15 protein-coding genes are annotated in these 20,064 nt (G+C 64.1%); 12 read left to right on the top strand and 3 right to left on the bottom strand.

Annotation, left to right across the window (positions count from 1 at the left end; genetic code table 11):
- Window positions 1-9: 9 nt before the first annotated feature.
- From I6L48_RS15045 to I6L48_RS15070, 6 genes are all read left to right on the top strand, one after another.
- Window positions 10-858, top strand: a complete 849-nt coding sequence (locus I6L48_RS15045) for an enoyl-CoA hydratase-related protein (RefSeq protein WP_042878770.1) — start codon at window positions 10-12, stop codon at window positions 856-858.
- Window positions 859-967: 109 nt separating this feature from the next.
- Window positions 968-2,932 carry a biotin carboxylase N-terminal domain-containing protein gene (locus I6L48_RS15050; protein ID WP_216987403.1) on the top strand — a complete coding sequence of 655 codons (1,965 nt, stop codon included), beginning with the start codon at window positions 968-970 and terminating at the stop codon, window positions 2,930-2,932.
- Window positions 2,929-3,900 (top strand): hydroxymethylglutaryl-CoA lyase, encoded by a 972-nt coding sequence (locus I6L48_RS15055; RefSeq protein WP_216987404.1) that lies wholly within the window; start codon window positions 2,929-2,931, stop codon window positions 3,898-3,900. Before I6L48_RS15050 ends, I6L48_RS15055 begins: the two co-directional genes overlap by 4 nt.
- 54 nt (window positions 3,901-3,954) lie before the next feature.
- Window positions 3,955-4,368 carry a MerR family DNA-binding transcriptional regulator gene (locus I6L48_RS15060; RefSeq protein WP_216987405.1) on the top strand — a complete coding sequence of 138 codons (414 nt, stop codon included), beginning with the start codon at window positions 3,955-3,957 and terminating at the stop codon, window positions 4,366-4,368.
- Between the two features lie 283 nt (window positions 4,369-4,651).
- Entirely contained in the window at window positions 4,652-7,546 is a 2,895-nt protein-coding gene (locus tag I6L48_RS15065; protein ID WP_113070341.1) for a DUF748 domain-containing protein, read from the top strand.
- Window positions 7,547-8,728: 1,182 nt separating this feature from the next.
- Window positions 8,729-9,325, top strand: coding sequence for a GPR1/FUN34/YaaH family transporter (locus tag I6L48_RS15070; RefSeq protein WP_039039055.1), 597 nt, complete (start codon window positions 8,729-8,731; stop codon window positions 9,323-9,325).
- 78 nt (window positions 9,326-9,403) lie between these two features.
- On the opposite strand, the gene I6L48_RS15075 is transcribed toward I6L48_RS15070, so the two are convergent.
- Window positions 9,404-10,213, bottom strand: a complete 810-nt coding sequence (locus tag I6L48_RS15075; RefSeq protein WP_039039054.1) for a zinc-dependent peptidase — start codon at window positions 10,211-10,213, stop codon at window positions 9,404-9,406.
- An 18-nt stretch (window positions 10,214-10,231) separates the two neighbouring features.
- Complete coding sequence (locus I6L48_RS15080) at window positions 10,232-10,600, bottom strand: GNAT family N-acetyltransferase (RefSeq protein WP_223919952.1); 369 nt, start codon at window positions 10,598-10,600, stop codon at window positions 10,232-10,234.
- Window positions 10,601-10,973: 373 nt separating this feature from the next.
- Between I6L48_RS15080 and I6L48_RS15085 the strand changes: the two genes are divergently transcribed.
- Entirely contained in the window at window positions 10,974-12,467 is a 1,494-nt protein-coding gene (locus I6L48_RS15085; protein WP_113070343.1) for a sodium:alanine symporter family protein, read from the top strand.
- A gap of 77 nt (window positions 12,468-12,544) precedes the next feature.
- On the opposite strand, the gene I6L48_RS15090 is transcribed toward I6L48_RS15085, so the two are convergent.
- The gene (locus I6L48_RS15090; RefSeq protein WP_216987406.1) at window positions 12,545-13,351 is read right to left on the bottom strand and encodes a crotonase/enoyl-CoA hydratase family protein; all 807 of its coding nucleotides are present in this window, start codon (window positions 13,349-13,351) and stop codon (window positions 12,545-12,547) included.
- Between the two features lie 157 nt (window positions 13,352-13,508).
- Here I6L48_RS15090 and I6L48_RS15095 point away from each other — a divergent pair, with 157 nt between their 5' ends.
- The 5 genes from I6L48_RS15095 (at window position 13,509) to I6L48_RS15115 (ending at window position 19,799) form a co-directional block, all read left to right on the top strand.
- The gene (locus tag I6L48_RS15095) at window positions 13,509-15,296 is read left to right on the top strand and encodes a putative nucleotidyltransferase substrate binding domain-containing protein (RefSeq protein WP_216987407.1); all 1,788 of its coding nucleotides are present in this window, start codon (window positions 13,509-13,511) and stop codon (window positions 15,294-15,296) included.
- A gap of 2 nt (window positions 15,297-15,298) precedes the next feature.
- A complete protein-coding gene (locus I6L48_RS15100; protein WP_216987408.1) occupies window positions 15,299-15,925 on the top strand; it encodes a 3'-5' exonuclease in 627 nt (208 codons plus the stop codon).
- A gap of 107 nt (window positions 15,926-16,032) precedes the next feature.
- Entirely contained in the window at window positions 16,033-16,344 is a 312-nt protein-coding gene (locus I6L48_RS15105; protein ID WP_039039049.1) for a DUF485 domain-containing protein, read from the top strand.
- Complete coding sequence (locus tag I6L48_RS15110; RefSeq protein WP_039039048.1) at window positions 16,341-17,996, top strand: cation acetate symporter; 1,656 nt, start codon at window positions 16,341-16,343, stop codon at window positions 17,994-17,996. The genes I6L48_RS15105 and I6L48_RS15110 overlap by 4 nt, the downstream gene beginning before the upstream one ends.
- 210 nt (window positions 17,997-18,206) lie before the next feature.
- Entirely contained in the window at window positions 18,207-19,799 is a 1,593-nt protein-coding gene (locus tag I6L48_RS15115; RefSeq protein ID WP_010674576.1) for an ABC-F family ATPase, read from the top strand.
- Window positions 19,800-20,064 lie beyond the last annotated feature (265 nt).

The following is a 20,064-nucleotide window of genomic DNA, read 5'->3' on the forward strand; positions in this document are numbered from 1 at the left end:
GGAGTTCATATGTCAGACCCGCTCTTCAACGATCCCCTTGCCCATTTTCGCCTGGAGCGCCACGGCCCGGTGATCGAGCTGGTGCTCGCCCGCCCGGCCCGTCACAACGCCCTTGATGCCGACCTGATGCAGGGGCTGCTCGACTGCCTCGACGAGCTGGCCCACGGCCAGCCGCTGGCCGACCGCCCCCACGTGCTGCTGCTGCGCGCCGAGGGGCCGCATTTTTGCGCGGGCGCCGATCTCGAGTGGATGCGCAAGATGGCAGGGGAGGCGTTCGACCCCCGCGCCTTTGACAAGAATCGCGAGGACGCCCGGGTGCTGGCCCACCTGATGCAGGCACTGGACGAGCTGCCCTTCCCCACGGTGGCCCTGGTGCAGGGGGCCGCCTACGGCGGAGCCTTAGGCCTTGTCTGCGCCTGCGACATCGTGCTGGCCAGCGAAAATGCCCGCTTCTGCCTCTCCGAGGTGACCCTGGGACTGGTGCCTGCGGTGATCAGCCCCTACGTGGTGCGCGCCATGGGGATGCGCCAGGCCCGCCGCTACATGCTGAGCGCGGAGCCTTTCGATGCCATCACCGCCTGCCGACTCAACGTGGTGCACAGGCTCAGCCAGCCTGATCAGTTGCTGGCGGAGGGACGCGCCATGGCCCTGCGGTTATGTCGCAACGGCCCCCAGGCGATGAAGGAGACCAAGCGGCTGCTGGCCGCCCTCGAAGGGCGCCCAGGCCACCAGCACGAAGAGCAGACCGTCGAGACCATCGCCCGGGTACGGGTCGGTCTCGAGGCCCAGGAGGGGATCCAGGCCTTCTTCGACAAACGCCCCCCAACATGGCGCCCCCGTTTCAAGGACGAAGCATGACTCAATACCACCCCATCAAGCGCCGGCTGATCGCCAACTTTGGTCAATATAACGGGAGTGTGGATCAACACGCTTCGCACTTGTGCACCTTGAACAGCAGGGAGCCAGCATGACCCATCACACTCCCATCAAGCGCCTGCTGATCGCCAATCGCGGTGAAATCGCCGTGCGCATCATCAAGACAGCACGACGCCTCGGCATTCACACCATCGCCCTCTACTCGGACGCCGACGCCCGCGCCATGCACGTGCGCGAAGCCGACGAGGCCAGGCATCTGGGGCCGGCCCCCGCCCGGGAGAGCTACCTCGACACTGGCAAGGTGCTCAAGATTGCCAAAGAGGCGAATGCCGACGCCATCCACCCGGGCTACGGTTTCCTCTCCGAGAACAGCGACTTTGCCACCGCCTGCGAGCAGCGGGGCGTGCGCTTTGTCGGCCCAAGCGGCGCCGCCATCCTCGCCATGGGGGACAAGTCGGGGGCCAAAGGGCTGATGCAGGCAGCCGGCGTCCCCGTGCTGCCCGGTTATCACGGCGCGGATCAGCACCCCGGCTTTTTGCGCGATCAGGCGAGCCAGGTGGGCTTCCCGCTCCTTATCAAGGCGGCCAGTGGCGGCGGTGGCAAGGGGATGCGCCGGGTCGATCAGCTGGCCGACTTTGACGCAGCCCTGGCGGCGGTCAAGCGGGAGGCGAGTGCCGCCTTTGGCGACGACCATGTGCTGCTGGAGCGCTATCTCCCCCGCGCCCGTCACGTGGAGGTGCAGGTCTTTGCCGATGCCCTCGGCAACGCCATCTATCTGGGGGACAGGGACTGCTCGTTGCAGCGCCGCCACCAGAAGGTGATCGAAGAGGCCCCCGCCCCCGATATCTCCCCTGCCCTGCGCCGCGCCATGGGCGAGGCGGCCGTGGCGGCGGCCAAGGCCATCGCCTATCGGGGGGCCGGCACCATCGAGTTTCTGCTCTGCAAGGAGGAGTTCTTCTTCATGGAGATGAACACCCGGTTGCAGGTCGAGCACCCGGTTACCGAAGCCATCACAGGCCAGGATCTGGTGGCCTGGCAGTTGGCGGTGGCCGAGGGCAAACCGCTGCCCCTCACCCAGGAGCAGGTGGTGCTGCGTGGCCACGCGGTGGAGGCGCGCCTCTACGCCGAGGACGTGGCCGCCGGTTTTCTGCCCGCGAGCGGCCCCATCCACTGGCTCACCTGGCCCAAGGGGGTGCGCATCGACACCGGCGTCACCGCCGGCGATGAGGTGAGCCCCTATTACGACCCCATGATCGCCAAGCTCGTCGCCCACGCACCGAGCCGCAGCGAGGCCTTTGCCACCCTGGCCGATGCCCTGGCGACACTGGAACTCGGCCCCTTGGTGCACAACGGCCCGCTCCTGCAACGCCTGTGCGAAGCGCCAGAGGTGCTGGCGATGCGCCACCACACCCAGTGGCCCATTCCCACCGACACCCTGCCCGTTCCGGCGCTCGCCTGGCCCCTCGCCACCCTCTGGCTCGCCACTTGCGAGCGCGATGCCTCCCCCTGGCAGCAGGCCGCAGGCTTTCGGCTGGGCCCCACCCGCCGCTTTTGCGCCACGGTGCGCATCGGCGAGGAGACCCGCACTCTCACCCTCGCCGAGCGAGGGGGCGCCCTGCTCTGGCAGGGCGAGCAGATCCCGTTTGAACTCGGGTCAGATCAGATCCGCCTGTGCCAGAGTGGACATTGGCAGCGCTATCCGGTGCAGCCCCTCGGCGAGGGTGCCTATTTGCTGCACCTGGCGGGCAGACGCATCCGCTTCTCGCTCGATGATCAGCATCATCAGCTCCACCATGATCACGAAACGATCCATGTCCCGGGCATCCTGGCCCCCATGCACGGCATCGTGGTGACGTTGCAGGTCGAGGCCGGCCAGCCGGTCAGCAAGGGGCAACCCCTTCTGGTGCTGGAGGCGATGAAGATGGAGCACGTCCTCAAGGCCGACCGGGACGGGGTGATTGAGGCCCTGCAGTGCCGCCAGGGGGAACAGGTGAGCCAGGGCGCCGTGCTGGTGCGCTTTGCCGAGGACCATACCGCGCAGGAGGAGCGCTCATGAGCCACACGCACGAGAGCCGGGACGACAAGGTCAGCCTGGTGGAGATGGGGCCGCGGGACGGCCTGCAAAATGAGACCGCCACCCTCTCCCTGGCGCAGCGGCTGGCGCTCATCGCCCGCCTGGCCGAGAGCGGGTTGCAGCGCATCGAGGTGGGGGCCTTCGTGTCGCCCAAGAAGGTGCCGCAGATGGCGGATTCCGCCGCACTCTTCAACGCCCTGCCGCGCAGGGGGCCGACCCGCTATGGCGCCCTGGTGCCCAATCTGCAGGGTCTGCAGGCCGCCATCGCCGCACGCGCCGACGAGATAGGCCTCTTCACCGCCTGCTCGGATGGCTTCACCCGGGCCAACATCGGCATCAGCGTGGAGGAGTCCCTGGTGCGCTTTGCCCCCCTGGTGCAGGAGGCGCGTAGCCTCGGCATCAAGGTGCGCGGCTACCTCTCCACCGTCATCGCCTGCCCGTTCGACGGCCCGACCCGCCCGAAACGGGTCGCCGCCCTTGCCGAGCGGCTGCTGGATCTGGGCTGCCACGAGATATCCCTCGGCGACACCATCGGCGTCGGCACCCCGGGCACCGTGGCTCCCATGCTGGATGCGGTGCTGCACGAGATCCCGGCGGGCCGGCTTGCGGTTCATTTTCACGACACCTATGGCCAGGGGCTGGCCAACCTGCTGCCGGCGCTCGAGCGCGGGATCCGCACCATCGACTGCTCGGTGGCCGGGCTCGGCGGCTGCCCCTATGCCCCCGGCGCCTCCGGCAACGTCGCCTCGGAGGAGGTGGTCTATCTGCTGCACGGCCTTGGCATGAGCACAGGCGTCGATCTCGACAAGCTGGCCGCCACCGGCCAGTGGGTCAGCGAACAGCTCGGCCGCCCCAACGGCTCCCGGGTCGGCCAGGCCCTGCACGGGAGGGGACGGCGCCTCGCACAAGAGCGCGAGCAGCGCACCCCGGGAGGCCATCATGCATCATGAACCCGGCCCTTGCCGCTGTGCCAGGACCCCTCCAGCTCATCAGGAGGGCGCACCATGAGAGCCAGACACGCCAGTGGCAAGGAGAGGACCTACAGCATCTCGGAGCTGGCCCAGGAGTTCGACATCACCCCCCGCACCATCCGCTATTACGAGTACGAGGGGCTCATCACCCCGACCCGGGAGGGGCAGACCCGCATCTACAGCCACAAGGACAGGATCCGCCTGAAATTGACCCTGCGCGGCAAGCGCCTCGGGTTCAGCCTGGCGGAGATCCGCGAGCTGTTCGACATGTACGACACCGACCGCTCCAGCCGGATGCAGCTTCACTCCATGATCCAGCTCATCGAGGCCAGACGCCACTCCCTGCGCCAGCAACTGGAGGACATCCAGATGGTGATGGCCGAGCTCGATGCCGCCGAGCAGCGCTGCATCCACTCCCTCGGCGGCTTGAAAACCGACGGGGATTGACAGACTCTGGGGGTATCTCGCCCCCGGTATCCCGGTTTTCCAGTGGATATCCGCAGTGGCAGGCCCTGACCCGGCAACCCCCTTGTTCCCCACATCGCCCATCGCGACATGCCGGACAGAGTGGGCGGTTTGGGCAAGCGGCGAGGTGGGGCAAACGGGGGAAATCCGGCCTTGGTCGCACAATAATTCCCCAGCCCGGTCAGAGTGCGGCGCACCTCATGAGTCCTTCCCATGAACCGGGCACGATTAATTGCTACCATATGCGCATCAAATGGAGACCATCATGCTCAAGCCTCTGCCCGCTCGTCTGCTGCGCTATGCCCTCTATCTTCTCGCGCTCCTGCTCATCGGCATCACCATCCTGCTCTGGCAGGCGCCGACCCTCATCCAGCGCCATCTCCCCGGCTGGCTTGCCACCCATTACGGTCTGCACCTCTCCCTTGGCAAGATAGAGGTGGGGATCCGCTCCCCCTCCCTCGTGCTGGGGCCCAGCGCCCTGCTCGATGACAAGCAGCAAGCGCTGGTGTCGTTTGAAGAGCTGAAGCTCATTCCCGCCTTGAAAGCGAGCTGGCAGCAGCGCGCCCTGGTACTGGAAGAGGCCACCCTGACCGCCCCCAGGGCAGATATGGTGCGCCTCGAGGATCTCAAGGGGGAGGCGCGCTTCAACCTGACCGATGCACTGGCCTCCCTGCTCGCCCCTGCGCCGGAGCAAACACCGCCAGCCACCGCCGAGCCCGTGCTGGTGACCATCGGCAAGCTGTCCGTCGAGCAGGGCCGGCTCAGCTACCGGGACAGCCGCAAGCAGAGCAGCCCGGGGTGGGTGCCGCCCCTCACCCTGGACAAGCTCGCCCTGCACCTGCCCGGATTTTCCAGCGCAGAGGGGGTGCTCAACCCCTATCGCCTGAGCGCTACCGTCAACGAGAAGAGCCCCCTCAAGGCCGAAGGGGAGTTCGACATGATGAGCGGCGCCGGCAAGGGCCACCTCAGCCTTGGCAAGGTGGCCATCGCCCCCTTCGCCCCCCTCTGGGCCCCCTATATAAAGGCGACCCTCGCCAAGGGGGAGGCCAGCGCCGAGCTCGCCTATCGCCTCACCCAGGGCAAGCAGGGACTGGACTGGCAGTTGTCAAAGGGCAAGCTGACCCTGGCCAACTGGCAGCTCACACGCAACAAGGGGGAGGAATTTGCCCGCTTCAAGCAGTTGGCGCTGACCGGGATCCGCATCGATGGCAACAAGCAGCGCCTTGAGCTCGATGCCGCCACCCTCAAGAGCCCGGCCATCACCGCCGCCCTCGACCACCAGCAACAACTGGATCTCGCGGACCTGCTGATCCCCCAGAAGACCCCCAAGGGGGGCAAACAACCGGCCACCCCCGCCAAGCCCTGGCAATGGGCCCTCAAGCAGACCCGCATCGACCAGGGCAGCCTCACCCTGACCGAAGCCACCAGCGGCAAGCCCCTGAAACGGGCCATCTCCGCCCTCGCCCTCACCCTGGGGCCCCTTGGCAGCCAGACCGCCCAACCCAGCCCCCTCACCCTCAACGCAGCCCTCGACACCAGGACGACGGTGGCGTTTGACGGCACCCTGGGGCTGACCCCCTTCACCCTGAACGGCGCCATCCGCCAACAGGGGCTGCCGCTGGCCCTGGCCCAACCCTACCTGCAGGATCTGCTGCGCATCAGCGTGCGGGACGGCGAGCTTGCCAGCCGCACCAGGCTGGACCTGGCCACCGACCGCCAGGGGGCCATCAGCAAGCTGGAGATAAGCGGTGGGCTCGAGGTCGCCGGGCTCAACGTGCTGGATCGGGCCGACAACCAGCGCCTGCTCCAGATAGAGAATCTGCAATTGAGCGGCCTGCACTATGATGGCCTGAGCCAGCAACTGCGCATCGCCGACATCCTGCTCAGCAAACCCTATGCCCGCATCGAGATCAACGAAGAGGGGATCACCAACGTGCAGCAACTGCTGCTGCCGCAACCCGCCGCGAACGACATGGAGAGCGCCCCCGCCCCGCACATCGTCATCGATCAGATCCGTACCGCCCAGGGCAACCTGCGCTTCGCCGATCGCAGCCTGAGCCCGGAGTTCGTGGTGGACATCGCTTCCCTCGATGGCCAGAGCCGCCACATCAGCAACACCCCGGGGCAGCGCTCCGAGCTCGCCTTCAACGGCAAGGTGGACCGCTATGCCCCCGTCACCATCCGGGGGGGCGCCAACCTGCTCATCGAGGATCCCGTGCTGGATGTGGCCGTGGCCTTCAACAATCTGGAGCTCACCACCTTCACCCCCTACTCCAGCACCTATGCAGGCTATGCCATCGACAAGGGGCAGCTCTCCATGAAGCTCAACTACAAGCTGCAGGGCAACCGGCTGGAGGGGGACAACGACATCACCATCAAGAAGCTGCAACTCGGGGAGAAGGTCAAGAGCGAGCAGGCCAAGGATCTGCCCCTCGGCCTCGCCATCGCCCTGCTCAGCGATTCGAACGGCGTCATCAAGATGAACCTCAAGGTGAAGGGCAATCTGGATCAGCCTGATTTCAGCCTGGGCAACATCTTCTGGGACGTGCTCGGCAATACCCTCGGCAAGGCCATCACCTCCCCCTTCTCCCTGCTTGCGTCCCTGACGGGGGGCACCAAGGATCTCGACGAGCTCCCCTTCCTGCCCGGCGATCCCGCCCTGACCCCGACCCAGCAGACCAAGCTGACCACCCTCGCCCAGGCCCTCAAGGAGAGGCCCAAACTCAGCATGAACATCCGCGGCAAGGTCAACTTCAACGAAGAGCGCCCCATCCTCCAGCGCCAGAAGCTTGAGCGGCTGCTGGCCAAGATCACCGGCAGCCCGGTGGACTTGACGCTGCTGGAGCAGGATCCTGCCATGCAGTCCGCACTGGCAGAGGCCTATGAAGCCAAGTTCAATGAAGATCTCGGGGATCTGGCCGACCGGTTGCGACTCGATGAAGGGAGCGAGGCCCTGCGCGCCCAGGCGGTGCTCCTGCTGCGGGATCAGCAACTCATCACCGCCAAGTCCCTGCGAAACCTCGCCATGCGCCGCGCCCAGAACACCAAGGAGTATCTGGTGGATACCCAGGGCATCGCGCCGGAGCGCCTCTTCGTGCTCGACAGCCAGGTGAAGGAGACGGACAAGGAAGCCAAGGTGGTGCTGACCCTGGACAACTGATCCGGCGACCGCCGGATACCCCTCTTGTTTGCCCCGACGGCATATGGCCCGAGGGGCTCCCTCCCCCGACCCCTGCCATCAGGATTTGTCTCTCGCTAGCCGTCCCGAACAATCCAGTGATCCAGTTATCCCGTTATCCCGTTATCCCGGATGTCAGCATGTCGGCATGTCGGCATGTCGGCATGTCGGCATGTCAAAATAGATGGCCCGATTAGATATATAGTGTCTAATCGGGCCAATCCTGAACACCCTCTCGCGCACGCCACAGGGCCAACCCCGCGCCCCCTTCCATTTCGAAGCGTCTTCACAGGAGCCCTCGTTCTGCCGCCCCTTCCATCTTGAGGCTCTCTGCCACAGAACGCGCCCTTGGCTCACCCTCTTGCGTCTCGGTTTTTTCACCTGGCTAGCCCATGTCGCCATGCCTCCCGTCTTGACGCTTTTTCACCAGTACAACCGGTGCTGCCGTGTCTGCCATGTTGAAACCTCCGGCCACAGGGCGATCCCTTGACTCAACCTCTTGCGTCTCGGTTTTTTTCATCTGGCTAGCCCATACCTCCATTCCTCCCGTCTTGATGCTTTTTCACCAGTGCTGCCGTCTTTGCCATGTTGAAGTCTCCGGTCACAGGGCAATCCCTTGGCTCAGCCTCTCGCGTCTTGGTTTTTGTCATCTGGGCCCATGGCCCATCCCGCCTCTGGCTTTCTGACAAGGGCAGCCTCTGATCCTGCCCGTTAATCTGGCGCCCCGCTCTTGTGTAGGGAACACGGTGGCGAGCGCGGGGTTGACGAGAAAATGGGGAGCGCAACGGACACTGCGATGGCAAGCGATACGGGAGGCCCATGCGCCACAAACAGGAGGGAAATACTCTTGTCTGATGGCATATGAACTCATTTTTCAATCAAGCCGCCATGACGCGACCATCCGGGGCGCGTTTCCCCTCACCAGCCCCAGTCACCATCGTCGTTGCCGACTTTCATGCCAAGGTGCCTTTTATACAAAATCGCAACGTTGAAAACGTTTTTCATTCACCACTCGTCTACCTGAATGGCACGAATGGTTGGCCACTTAAACTTTCGTGTTCTTTTTTTACCATTTCTGTGTGTCTCCCCCTTGCCCGTGACCCTGAGCCTGCCTAAAATCGCGCGTCTTTTATCAACCCCACCTCTATTGTTGGAGAACACCACGTGAGCGAAAAATTGGCCAACCCTGCCCCTCTGGGTCTGATGGGTTTCGGTATGACCACCATTCTGCTGAACATCCATAACGCAGGTTTCTTCCCCATCAGCGCCATGATCCTGGCCATGGGTCTGTGCTATGGCGGTCTGGCCCAGATCATCGCCGGCATCATGGAGTACAAGCGTGGCAACACCTTCGGTGTCACCGCCTTCATCTCCTACGGCACCTTCTGGTGGAGCCTGGTGTTCCTGCTGGTGATGCCAACCATGGGTCTGGCCGAGGCCACCCCGCACGCCTACATGGGCTGGTACCTGCTGATGTGGGGCATGTTCACCCTGTTCATGCTGATCGGGACCGTCAACTTCCCCCGCGTGAAGCAGTTCGTGTTCGCCTCCCTGACCGTGCTGTTCTTCCTGCTGGCCGCCCGTGACTTCACCGGCAGCACCCTGATCGGCACCATCGCCGGTTTCGAAGGCATCATCTGCGGCGCCAGCGCCATCTACCTGGCCATGGCCACCGTGATCAACGAGCAGTTCGGTCGCACCGTGCTGCCCATCGGCGAGCAGAAGAAAGCCGCTCCCGTCGAGCTCAAAGCCGCTGCCTAAGCACCCGGCGACATCGCTGTCACGAAAAAGGCACCCGAGGGTGCCTTTTGTGTTTCTGCCGCCCGGACACCGTGCCGGTCAGCCCTGCGCTCCGGGATCTCCCGCCAGCAACCGGGTGGCCGGGTAGCGGGCGGCGGGATCCTGGCCGTAGAAGCGGGCGAACTGGTCATAGACCGCGGGGTAGACGGCGCGCAGACGCAACGGATCGGTGAAGAAGCTCTCGCTGCACACCGCGAAGAACTCGGCGGGATGCGAGGCGGCGTAGGGGTCTATCTCGGTCACCTCCTCTCTGGTCAACTGATCGTTCATCTCGTCAAACGCACCTTGCAGCGCCCGGGTCCATTGCTGGGGATCCATGCCCCGCGGCAGGGGCGGTGCACCGTCCGCATCCCCTCCCAGCATGTCGAGCTTGTGGGCAAGCTCATGGATCACCAGGTTGAATCCGTCCCAGTCCCCGTCCTGCTGCAATTCGCTCCAGGCCAGCACCAGTGGCCCCTGGGGCCAGGATTCACCGGCGTTCTCCTCTTCAAATTCGCTCACCAGCCCGAACTCGTCCTGCACCTCCTGACGACGGGTCACGGGCTCGGGGATGATGATCACCTCGTGGAAACCTCGATACCAATCGAACCCCAGGTGCAGGATGGGCAGCACTGCCTGCAGGGCCAGCACCCCCTGCTGGCGGGGCGTCAGTTCCACCCCGATCTGGGTGAGGGTCTTGCGCGAGAGAAAATGGCGCGCCAGCTCCATCAGCCTCTGCGCCTCTTCTTCTTCAAGCCCCTGCAAGATGGGCACCGCCGCCAGCGCCTCGCGCCACTCCTGCTCTTCGGGGAGACGGGGCTCCCGGGGAGATGCACCACCCAATACCTCTTTCAACCTGGACCAGAACACACGGACTCCTCTTGCCAATCAGACAGCTTTCACAAAACGTTTCGGACGCTCGCAATACCCTTGCGCCAGATAAAATCGGTGCGCCCCTTCACGCTTGAGGCTGCTGGAGAGCTCCAGCTGGCCGCACCCCAGGGCTGCCGCCCGCTGCTCTGCCGCCGCCAGCAGCAGGGCCCCGATGCCCCCGCCCCTTGCACCCTCATCGACAACCAGCGCCGAGATCAGGCCCCAGGCTGGTGCAAGGTGCATGGGCTGCAGGCGATGCCACACCAGCACCCCCACCGGGATCCCCTCGCACAGGGCCAGCAGTACCTCCCGCGCCGGATCGGGCTGGGCCAGCCTGGCGCTGACCGCCCCGTCAGGGTTGGGGTAGCCCAGCTGGGCAAACAACCCCGTCAATCCGGCCCCATCTTCCTCCCCGGCGAGGCGAATGATGTATCTGTTTTCCCTTGTTGCCACTCCTGGCCTCCTATTTGCATTACCTCAATCAGCCCTCTGGGCATGGCAAAGCGGCAGATGATGGGTATGTACCGAATCTTGTCCAGTTCCATTCACCATTTGTTAATGTCAATTCACAAATTAACAAAGTCACAACACTTTTCACTAGGAAGGCCCTGAACAAACCGATATGTTAAATCCCGCGGACTAACCAGTCGAAAGTCCCGCACAATCCTGAGTGACCCCCTTGGTCACCATATATTTCAATGTTAGGGCAGCGAGGCACAGACCTCGCCAAGACAGCGCAACAAAGGAGTTGTTGTACATGAATGAGATCGTCAATGCCATCAATGGCGTGATTTGGAGCCCTGCGCTCATTTATCTGTGTCTGGGGGTAGGCCTCTACTTCTCCCTGCGCACCCGTTTCCTGCAACTGCGTCATATCAAGGAGATGATCCGCCTGATGTTCGATGGCAAGGGCAACGATGCTGGCGTCTCCTCCTTCCAGGCACTCTCCATGACCCTGGCCGGTCGCGTCGGTACCGGCAACATCGCCGGTGTGGCCACCGCCATCACCTTCGGTGGCCCGGGCGCCCTGTTCTGGATGTGGATGGTCGCCTTCCTCGGTTCCAGCTCCGCCTTCGTGGAGTCCACCCTGGGTCAGGTCTACAAGGAGAAGCTGGACGGTGAATACCGCGGCGGTCCGGCCTTCTACATCGAGAAGGGGCTCGGCATGAAGTGGTATGCCTGGGTATTCGCCATCGCCACCGTCTTCGCCTGCGGCGTGCTGCTGCCGGGCGTGCAAGCCAACTCCATCGGCGCCGGTCTGCAAAACGCCTTCGATGTGAGCCCGAACGTCACCGCGGCCATGCTGGCCCTGCTGCTCGGCTTCATCATCTTCGGCGGCGTCAAGCGCATCGCCAGCTTCGCCGGCATGGTGGTTCCCTTCATGGCGCTGGGCTACATCATCGTCGCCTGCGTCATCATCGCCCTCAACATCCACGCCCTGCCCGGCATCATCCTGCTGATCTGGAAGAGCGCCTTCGGTCTGGACGCCGGCTTCGGCGCCATTCTCGGTCTGGCCATCATGTGGGGGGTGAAACGCGGGGTCTACTCCAACGAAGCCGCCCAGGGGACGGGCCCCCACGCCTCCTCCGCCGCGGCGGTGAGCCACCCGGCCAAGCAGGGCCTGGTACAGGCGTTCTCCGTCTATATCGACACCCTGTTCGTCTGCTCCGCCACCGGCTTCATGCTGCTCATCACCGGCCTGTACAACGTGCAGGGTCCGGACGGTGCCGCCCTCTACACAGGTATCGCCGGCATCGCGGCAGGTCCTGGCTATGTGCAGACCGCCATGGAGCAGATGATGCCCGGCTTTGGTAGCTACTTCGTGGCACTGGCACTGTTCTTCTTCGCCTTCACCACCATCGTGGCCTACTACTACATCGCCGAGACCAACGTCGCCTACCTGAACCGCACCTTCAAGCTGCCTGGCCTCAAGACCATCCTCAAGATCGCTCTGATGGCCGCCACCGTGTATGGTACCGTCAAGACGGCCGATCTGGCCTGGGGCCTGGGTGACATCGGCGTCGGCCTGATGGCCTGGCTGAACATCGTCGCCATCCTGCTGCTGCAAAAGCCGGCCCTGCTCTGCCTGAAGGACTACGAGGCCCAGCAGGCCAAGGGTCTGGATCCCGTGTTCCACCCGGAAAAGCTCGGCATCAAGAACGCCGACTACTGGATTGAAAACCGCGCCGAGGTGAACCTGATGCGCGAGAAACAGGGTCACGAGTTCGAGCCGGACGAGCGCGCCGTCTAAGCGCCCCTCGCCCACAAAAATGGCAGCCTAGGCTGCCATTTTTATTTGTGCTCTCTTGAGTGAGAGTGAGCGCCGGTTCAGAGCGCGTTGCGGCGGGGTCCGAACGGCAGGCGCCAGCGAAACAGGCTGTTGAGGGTCGCCCGCCACTGGTTGGGGCGCCCCAGGATCTGCCTCTGCAACCGGGTCTCTTCCTTGAGCATGGCTTCGTCACTGCGAGCCCAGGCCTGGGTGTAGAGCTGCTTGATCCCCGCCAGCGCATCCGGCGACTTGGTGATGAGAGTCCGGGCAAAGGCCCGCGCCTCTTCCAGGGGATCCGCGCACACCCGGCTCACCAGGCCGAGGGACTTGGCTTCGCTGGCTTCCAGCTCGCGCCCGCTCATGGCAAGCTCCATGGCGGTATCCATCCCCATCAGGTTGCGCAGGGTGACGCTGCCGCTCATGTCGGGGATGATGCCCCACTTGATCTCCATCACCGAGAAGCGGCAATCCGGGGTGCTGAAGCGAAAATCGGCGCCGAGCGCTATCTGCAGACCGCCGCCAAAACAGACCCCCTGGGTCACCGCAATCACGGGCACCGGCAACTGATGCCAGCCATAGGCCACCCGCTGTGCCAGGTTGGTCGCCTCGTCCGCCTCGCGCTTGAGGATCTCCAGCGCCGCCACCGGCTGCCTCAGCATGGATTTCACATCCAGCCCGGCGCAGAACGCCCGCCCCTCCCCGTGCAGGATCACGGCCCGCAACCCTTTTTGCCGGGATACCGCGTTCAGCGTCTCGTCGATGGCGTCGAACATGGTCCGATCCAGCGCGTTGAGCTTGTCCCCCCGGCAGAGCATCACCTCGGCGATCCCCTCCTGAAACACCCATTTGACCCTTGGCTTTTCCATCTCCGTCTTCGTCCTTTGATTCAACTGGTCATACCACAACGTTACCAGAGTGTTATGGGCAGGTACAGGGAGGCCGCCCCGGGCCTGCGACTAAAGTCGGCTGGCCCGGTGGTGGAGCCTTTGTCAGACTGGCCCCATGGTCACGGTGGAGCCTCTCATGTCACTTCTGTTCAATTTTGCCCGTCCACCGTTCGACGGCCTGGACGAGGAGGCACGCCAGCGGCTCGGTCAGCACCTCAGCATCTGCTACTTTCGCGCGGGCCAGACGGTGCAGCACGCCGGGGAGGAGCCCGCCGGGCTCTACCTCATCATCAAGGGGGCCGTGGAAGAGTCTGCCCCCCATCAATCCTTTGGCGACTATGGCGAGGGGGACATGTTCGACGTCCGTGCCCAGTTTGACGGGCACTGCCGCCACCGTTTCGCCGCCCTGGAAGATACCCTCTGCCAGCTCATTCCCCGCCCCGTCTTTCTGGCCCTGTGCGACGCGCACCCCCATATCGCCCGCTACTTCACCGCCACCCTGGCGGAGCGCCAACGGGAGCAGGAGCGGCGCAGTCAGCTCGGGCAGCAGAACCTGGCGGAGTTCATCCTGACCCGCATCGCTCCCGACCATCTGCAGGCGCCGCTCATCGTGGAAAGCAGCCTCTCGCTCCTGGCCGCCACCGAGGCCATGGTGGCCAGGGGCACCGACTGCCTGCTCTTTCCCGGAGCAGAGGGCAGCCTGAGCCTGGCCACCCGCAAGACCCTGCTCCACGCCCTCACCCTCAAGGGATTGCCGCTCAGTGCGCCGCTGGCGGTGCTGACCCCCACCCCGCTGACGGGTCTGCCACTGGGGAGCTATCTGTTCGATGCCCTGCTGCTGATGACCCGCCACCGCATCAAGCGCCTGGTCATCTGGCAGGGGCAGGAGGTGGCAGGCATCCTGCATCTGACCCAGGTGCTCGGGCTCTTCTCCACCCACTCCCATGTGTTGACCCTGCGCATCGCCCGCGCCGACTCCCCGGCCGCCCTCGAGGCGGTCGCCCGGGAGCAGCAGCAGCTCATTCGCTCCCTGTTTGCCCAGGGGATCCACACCCTGTTCCTGATGAAGCTCATCGCCACCATCAACGAGCAGTTGATCGCCAAGGCCTTTTCCCTGGTGATCCCCGCGGCGCAGCAAGAGCAGGTGTGCCTGCTGATGCTGGGGTCGGAGGGGCGTGGCGAGCAGATCCAGAAAACCGATCAGGACAATGCTCTGATCCTGCCGGATGGCCTGCCGTGGCCCACCCAGTCGGCGGATCTGGCCGCCTTCAGCGCGCTGCTGGCGCGCCTGGGTTATCCCCCTTGCCCGGGCAAGGTGATGGTCAACAACCCGGCCTGGGTGAAGCCGCTTGGCGGCTGGCTGCAAGGGATAGAGCAGGCCTGTGTGCGCGCCAGCGAAGCGGATCTGCTCTGGCTCGCCACCCTGGCCGATGCCCAGGCCATCACGGGAGATCGCGCACGGCTCGCCCCCGTCGCCCGCCACCTGCGGGCCTGCCTCGCCGACCGACCGGATCTGCTGGCGGAGATGGCAAGGGCCGCCGTCGCCTTTCACGCCCCCCTCACCCTCTTTGGCAGGCTGGAGCAAGCCCCGGAGGGGCTGGATCTCAAGCGGGGCGGCCTCTTCCCCCTTGTCCACGGCGTCCGGGTGCTCTCCCTGGAGGCGGGGATCCTGGAGACCTCGACCACGGGGCGCATCGAGGCCCTGGTGGGCCAGGGACGCCTCAGCCGGGACTATGGCACCAATCTGGCGGAGGCCTTCCGGCTGTTCATGCGGCTTCGGCTGCGCAGCCAGTTGCAGGAGGGAGACGGACGGGTGCGGGTGGCCGACCTCGGCCCCGCAGAGCGGGATCTGCTGCGCCATGCCCTGCACCAGGTGAAGAAGTTCCAGCAATGGCTCACCTTGCACTTTCGTCTTAGGCAATAGCGATGTGGATGCACTGGCGCCGCCGCTGGCTTGGCAGGACGTTTCGGGAGGGGGAGTTTGCCCCGCTCTTTGCCCGCCCTGCTGGCGACGAGTGGGTGGCGCTGGACTTCGAGACCACCAGCCTGGATCCGGCGCTGGCGGAGATCGTCTCCATCGGGGCGGTGCGCATCCGGGGCAACCGGATAGAGACGGGCGATGCCCTTGCCATCCGGGTCCAGGCTCCCGCCAGCCTGAGCACCGGATCCGTGGTGATCCACGGCCTGCGCCATCAGGATCTGCAACAGGGCATGGCACTGGAGCCCGCGCTGCGCGCGCTGCTGGAGTTCATCGGCCCCCGTGAGCTGGTGGGGTATCACATCGCCTATGACCTGCGCATTCTCAACCTCGCCTGCCAACGGCTGTGGGGGCTCACCCTGCCCCAGCGCGGCATCGAGGTGAGCCGCCTCTATCACGATCACCTCTATCGCCGCTATCCCGATGCCGCCATCGATCTGCACCTGGCCGCGATCTGTCGCCATCTGGCGCTGCCAGCCCTGCCCCCCCACGACGCCCTGAGCGATGCCGTCACCGCCGCCCTTGTCTTTGTTCGCCTGCATCAGGGCGGCCCCCTGGCTTATCCCAAAGTCTAATTGTCCAGAAATAACATTTAATTCACATTTTGCTTACATGGACAGCCGTGCTGTCCGGTAGGGAACCCCTCATCCACCGCTGACATTCACTGTCATGGAGAACTGCAATGGAACAGCAACCGTATCTTCGGATCCAGCAAGATCCCAACTTCCAGGCACTGGTCGCCAAACGCCAGCGTTTTGCCTGGACCCTCTCCATCCTGATGCTGGGGCTCTACCTGGCGTTCATCCTGCTCATCGCCTTTGCACCGGGCTGGCTTGGCACCCCCTTGAGCGAAGGCTCCAGCATCACCCGTGGCATCCCGGTCGGGATTGGTCTCATCGTATCGGCCTTCGTGCTGACCGGTATCTACGTATTTCGTGCCAACGGCGAGTTCGACGAGCTGAACCAGAAGATCCTCAAGGGAGCGCAATCATGAAAGGCAAGTTTCTGCTGCCGCTGGCAGGTCTGATCTCCACCCCCTTGCTGGCGGCCGACGCCATCAGCGGCGAGGTGCAACGCCAACCCCTCAATATCTCGGCCATCGTGATGTTCGTGGTCTTCGTGGCCGCGACCCTGTTCATCACCTACTGGGCCTCCAAGCGCAACCGCTCGGCTTCCGACTACTACGCCGCCGGCGGGCGCATCACCGGCTTCCAGAACGGTCTGGCCATCGCCGGTGACTACATGTCCGCCGCCTCCTTCCTCGGCATCTCCGCCCTGGTCTACACCTCGGGCTATGACGGTCTCATCTACTCCATCGGCTTCCTGGTGGGCTGGCCCATCATCCTGTTCCTGATCGCGGAGCGGCTGCGCAACCTTGGCAAGTACACCTTTGCCGACGTGGCCTCCTACCGCCTCAAGCAGACCTCGGTGCGCAGCCTCTCCGCCAGCGGCTCCCTGGTGGTGGTCGCCCTCTACCTCATCGCCCAGATGGTCGGTGCCGGCAAGCTCATCGAGCTGCTGTTCGGCCTCCAATACCACGTGGCCGTGGTGCTGGTCGGCATCCTGATGGTGCTCTACGTGCTGTTCGGCGGCATGCTGGCCACCACCTGGGTACAGATCATCAAGGCGGTGATGCTGCTCTCCGGCGCCTCCTTCATGGCCATCATGGTGATGAAGTCCGTCAACTTCGACGTCGGTACCCTGTTCAGCGAAGCGGTCAAGGTGCATGCCAATGGTGCGGCCATCATGAGCCCGGGCGGCCTGGTCGCCGACCCCATCTCCGCCATCTCCCTTGGGCTGGCCCTGATGTTCGGTACCGCAGGTCTGCCCCACATCCTGATGCGCTTCTTTACCGTGAGCGATGCCAAGGAAGCCCGTAAATCGGTGTTCTATGCCACCGGCTTCATCGGCTACTTCTACATCCTCACCTTCATCATCGGCTTCGGTGCCATCCTGCTGGTCAGCACCAACCCGGACTTCAAGGACGCCACCGGCGCCCTGCTGGGGGGCACCAACATGGCGGCGGTCCATCTGGCCGATGCCGTGGGCGGCAGCCTGTTCCTGGGCTTCATCTCCGCCGTGGCGTTTGCCACCATACTGGCGGTCGTGGCCGGGCTGACCCTGGCGGGGGCCTCCGCGGTCTCTCACGACCTCTATGCCTGCGTCATCAAGGAAGGCAAGGCCAACGAGGCCGACGAGCTGCGTGTCTCCAAGATGACCACCCTGGTGCTGGGTGTGGTCGCCATCGGCCTTGGCATCCTGTTCGAGAAGCAGAACATCGCCTTCATGGTGGGCCTGGCCTTCTCCATCGCGGCGAGCTGCAACTTCCCGGTGCTCTTCCTCTCCATGTTCTGGTCCCGCCTGACCACCCGTGGCGCCGTCTATGGCGGCTGGCTCGGTCTCATCAGCGCCGTGACCCTGATGATCCTGGGCCCCACCGTCTGGGTGAAGGTGCTGGGTCATGCCCAGGCCATCTTCCCCTACGAATACCCGGCGCTCTTCTCCATGGGGCTGGCCTTCATCGGGATCTGGTTCTTCTCGGTCACCGACAAGTCCCAGGCAGCCTCCGACGAGCATGCGAAGTTCTTCCCGCAGTTCGTCCGCTCCCAGACCGGGCTCGGTGCCTCCGGCGCCTCCGCCCACTAAGTGGCATCCCTCGCATCCAAGCCGGCCCAGTGCCGGCTTTTTTCATGACCGCCCCCTCGCCTCCCCTCTGCAAGAGAGGCCGGAGCCCGTTGCCGGCCTGGTCGTGAAACCTTCCCCCCTGCAATGGGGCCAGATCACAGTTCCTGCTAAAACTTTCGGGGGATCTGTGCCATAATGCGCGCCATTTGACAGACCAACCGGGACATTCCAGTGCTTTCAAGCAACAACATCACCATGCAGTTCGGCGCCAAGCCGCTGTTTGAGAACATCAGCGTCAAGTTTGGCGGCGGCAACCGCTACGGCCTCATCGGTGCCAACGGCTGTGGCAAGTCCACCTTCATGAAGATCCTCGGCGGCGATCTCGAACCCACCGGCGGCAATGTGAGCCTGGATGTCAACGAGCGCATCGGTAAGCTGCGCCAGGATCAGTTCGCCTACGAAGAGATGCGCGTACTGGACGTGGTCATGATGGGCCACACCGAGCTGTGGGCCGCCATCGCCGAGCGCGATGCCATCTACGCCAACCTGGAAGCCACCGACGACGACTACATGAAGGCCGCCGAACTGGAAGGCCTGGTCGCCGAGTATGATGGCTACACCGCCGAATCCCGCGCAGGCGAGCTGCTGCTGGGTGCCGGTATTCCCATCGAGCAGCACAACGGCCCGATGAGCGAAGTGGCCCCGGGCTGGAAACTGCGGGTACTGCTGGCGCAGGCGCTCTTCTCCAACCCCGACATCCTGTTGCTGGACGAACCGACCAACAACCTGGACATCAACACCATTCGCTGGCTGGAGCAGGTGCTCAACGATCGCGAGAGCACCATGATCATCATCTCTCACGACCGTCACTTCCTGAACTCCGTCTGCACCCACATGGCGGATCTGGACTACGGCGAGCTGCGGGTCTACCCGGGCAACTACGACGAGTACATGCTGGCTGCCACCCAGGCCCGCGAGCGCCTGCTGGCCGACAACGCCAAGAAGAAGGCCCAGATCGCCGATCTGCAATCCTTCGTCTCCCGCTTCAGCGCCAACGCCTCCAAGTCCAGCCAGGCTACCTCCCGCCTCAAGCAGATCGACAAGATCAAGATTGAGGAAGTGAAGGTATCCAGCCGTCAGAACCCCTTCATCCGCTTCGAGCAGGACAAGAAGCTCTACCGCAACATCCTGGAGATCGAAGGCGTCTCCAAGGGGTATGGCGACGGTCCCCTGTTCAAGGGGCTCAACATGATGCTGGAAGTGGGCGAGAAGGTCGCCATCCTGGGTACCAACGGGATCGGTAAGTCCACCCTGATCAAGACGCTGGTCGGTGCCCTGGCACCGGATACCGGCACCATCAAGTGGTCCGAGAACGCCCAGATCGGCTACTACGCCCAGGATCACGCCGAAGACTTCGACACCGATCTCAATGTGTTCGACTGGATGGCCCAATGGAAGCAGGAGAACGAAGACGAGCAGGCGGTGCGCTCCGTGCTGGGTCGTCTGCTCTTCTCCCAGGACGACATCAAGAAGCCGGTCAAGGTGCTTTCCGGTGGTGAACAGGGCCGGATGCTGTTCGGCAAGCTGATGATGCAGCGCCCCAACATCCTGATCATGGATGAACCGACCAACCACCTGGACATGGAATCCATCGAATCCTTGAACCTGGCGCTGGAGATGTACAAGGGTACCCTGATCTTCGTCTCCCACGACCGCGAGTTCGTCTCCTCCCTGGCGACCCGCATTCTGGAGCTGACCGAAGACGGCATCCGCGACTTCGGCGGGACCTACGAGGATTACCTGCGCACCCAGGGTGTGGTGTAATCCCCCGCCTTCAAGCAAAGCGATCAGAACCGGCGCCTCGTGCGCCGGTTTTTTTATGCCTCCTTAATCACGCCCCACAGGGATAGGGAGAGCAAGAGTACAGCGCGCTGTCATACACCTGTCCCGCTCATCCCCAGCAAGGATAGGCAACACAAGCCCGTGCCTGGCCCCTTCCCTCCTGCGCCCACCCGCTCTGCCGGGCTGTCGATGGCACAAAAAAACGGCTCCATCATGGAGCCGTTTTCACACTTGGGGCCGTGAGGCT

This window comes from Aeromonas sp. FDAARGOS 1418, assembly GCF_019048585.1.
Classification (GTDB): Bacteria; Pseudomonadota; Gammaproteobacteria; order Enterobacterales; family Aeromonadaceae; genus Aeromonas; species Aeromonas caviae.

Coding starts and splice junctions, on each gene's coding strand:
- I6L48_RS15065 (WP_113070341.1), top strand. CDS start 4,652: ATGCTCAAGCCTCTGCCCGCTCGTCTGCTGCGCTATGCCCTCTATCTT.
- I6L48_RS15085 (WP_113070343.1), top strand. CDS start 10,974: ATGAATGAGATCGTCAATGCCATCAATGGCGTGATTTGGAGCCCTGCG.
- I6L48_RS15050 (WP_216987403.1), top strand. CDS start 968: ATGACCCATCACACTCCCATCAAGCGCCTGCTGATCGCCAATCGCGGT.
- I6L48_RS15060 (WP_216987405.1), top strand. CDS start 3,955: ATGAGAGCCAGACACGCCAGTGGCAAGGAGAGGACCTACAGCATCTCG.
- I6L48_RS15045 (WP_042878770.1), top strand. CDS start 10: ATGTCAGACCCGCTCTTCAACGATCCCCTTGCCCATTTTCGCCTGGAG.
- I6L48_RS15055 (WP_216987404.1), top strand. CDS start 2,929: ATGAGCCACACGCACGAGAGCCGGGACGACAAGGTCAGCCTGGTGGAG.
- I6L48_RS15090 (WP_216987406.1), bottom strand. CDS start 13,351: ATGGAAAAGCCAAGGGTCAAATGGGTGTTTCAGGAGGGGATCGCCGAG.
- I6L48_RS15095 (WP_216987407.1), top strand. CDS start 13,509: ATGTCACTTCTGTTCAATTTTGCCCGTCCACCGTTCGACGGCCTGGAC.
- I6L48_RS15110 (WP_039039048.1), top strand. CDS start 16,341: ATGAAAGGCAAGTTTCTGCTGCCGCTGGCAGGTCTGATCTCCACCCCC.
- I6L48_RS15100 (WP_216987408.1), top strand. CDS start 15,299: ATGTGGATGCACTGGCGCCGCCGCTGGCTTGGCAGGACGTTTCGGGAG.
- I6L48_RS15105 (WP_039039049.1), top strand. CDS start 16,033: ATGGAACAGCAACCGTATCTTCGGATCCAGCAAGATCCCAACTTCCAG.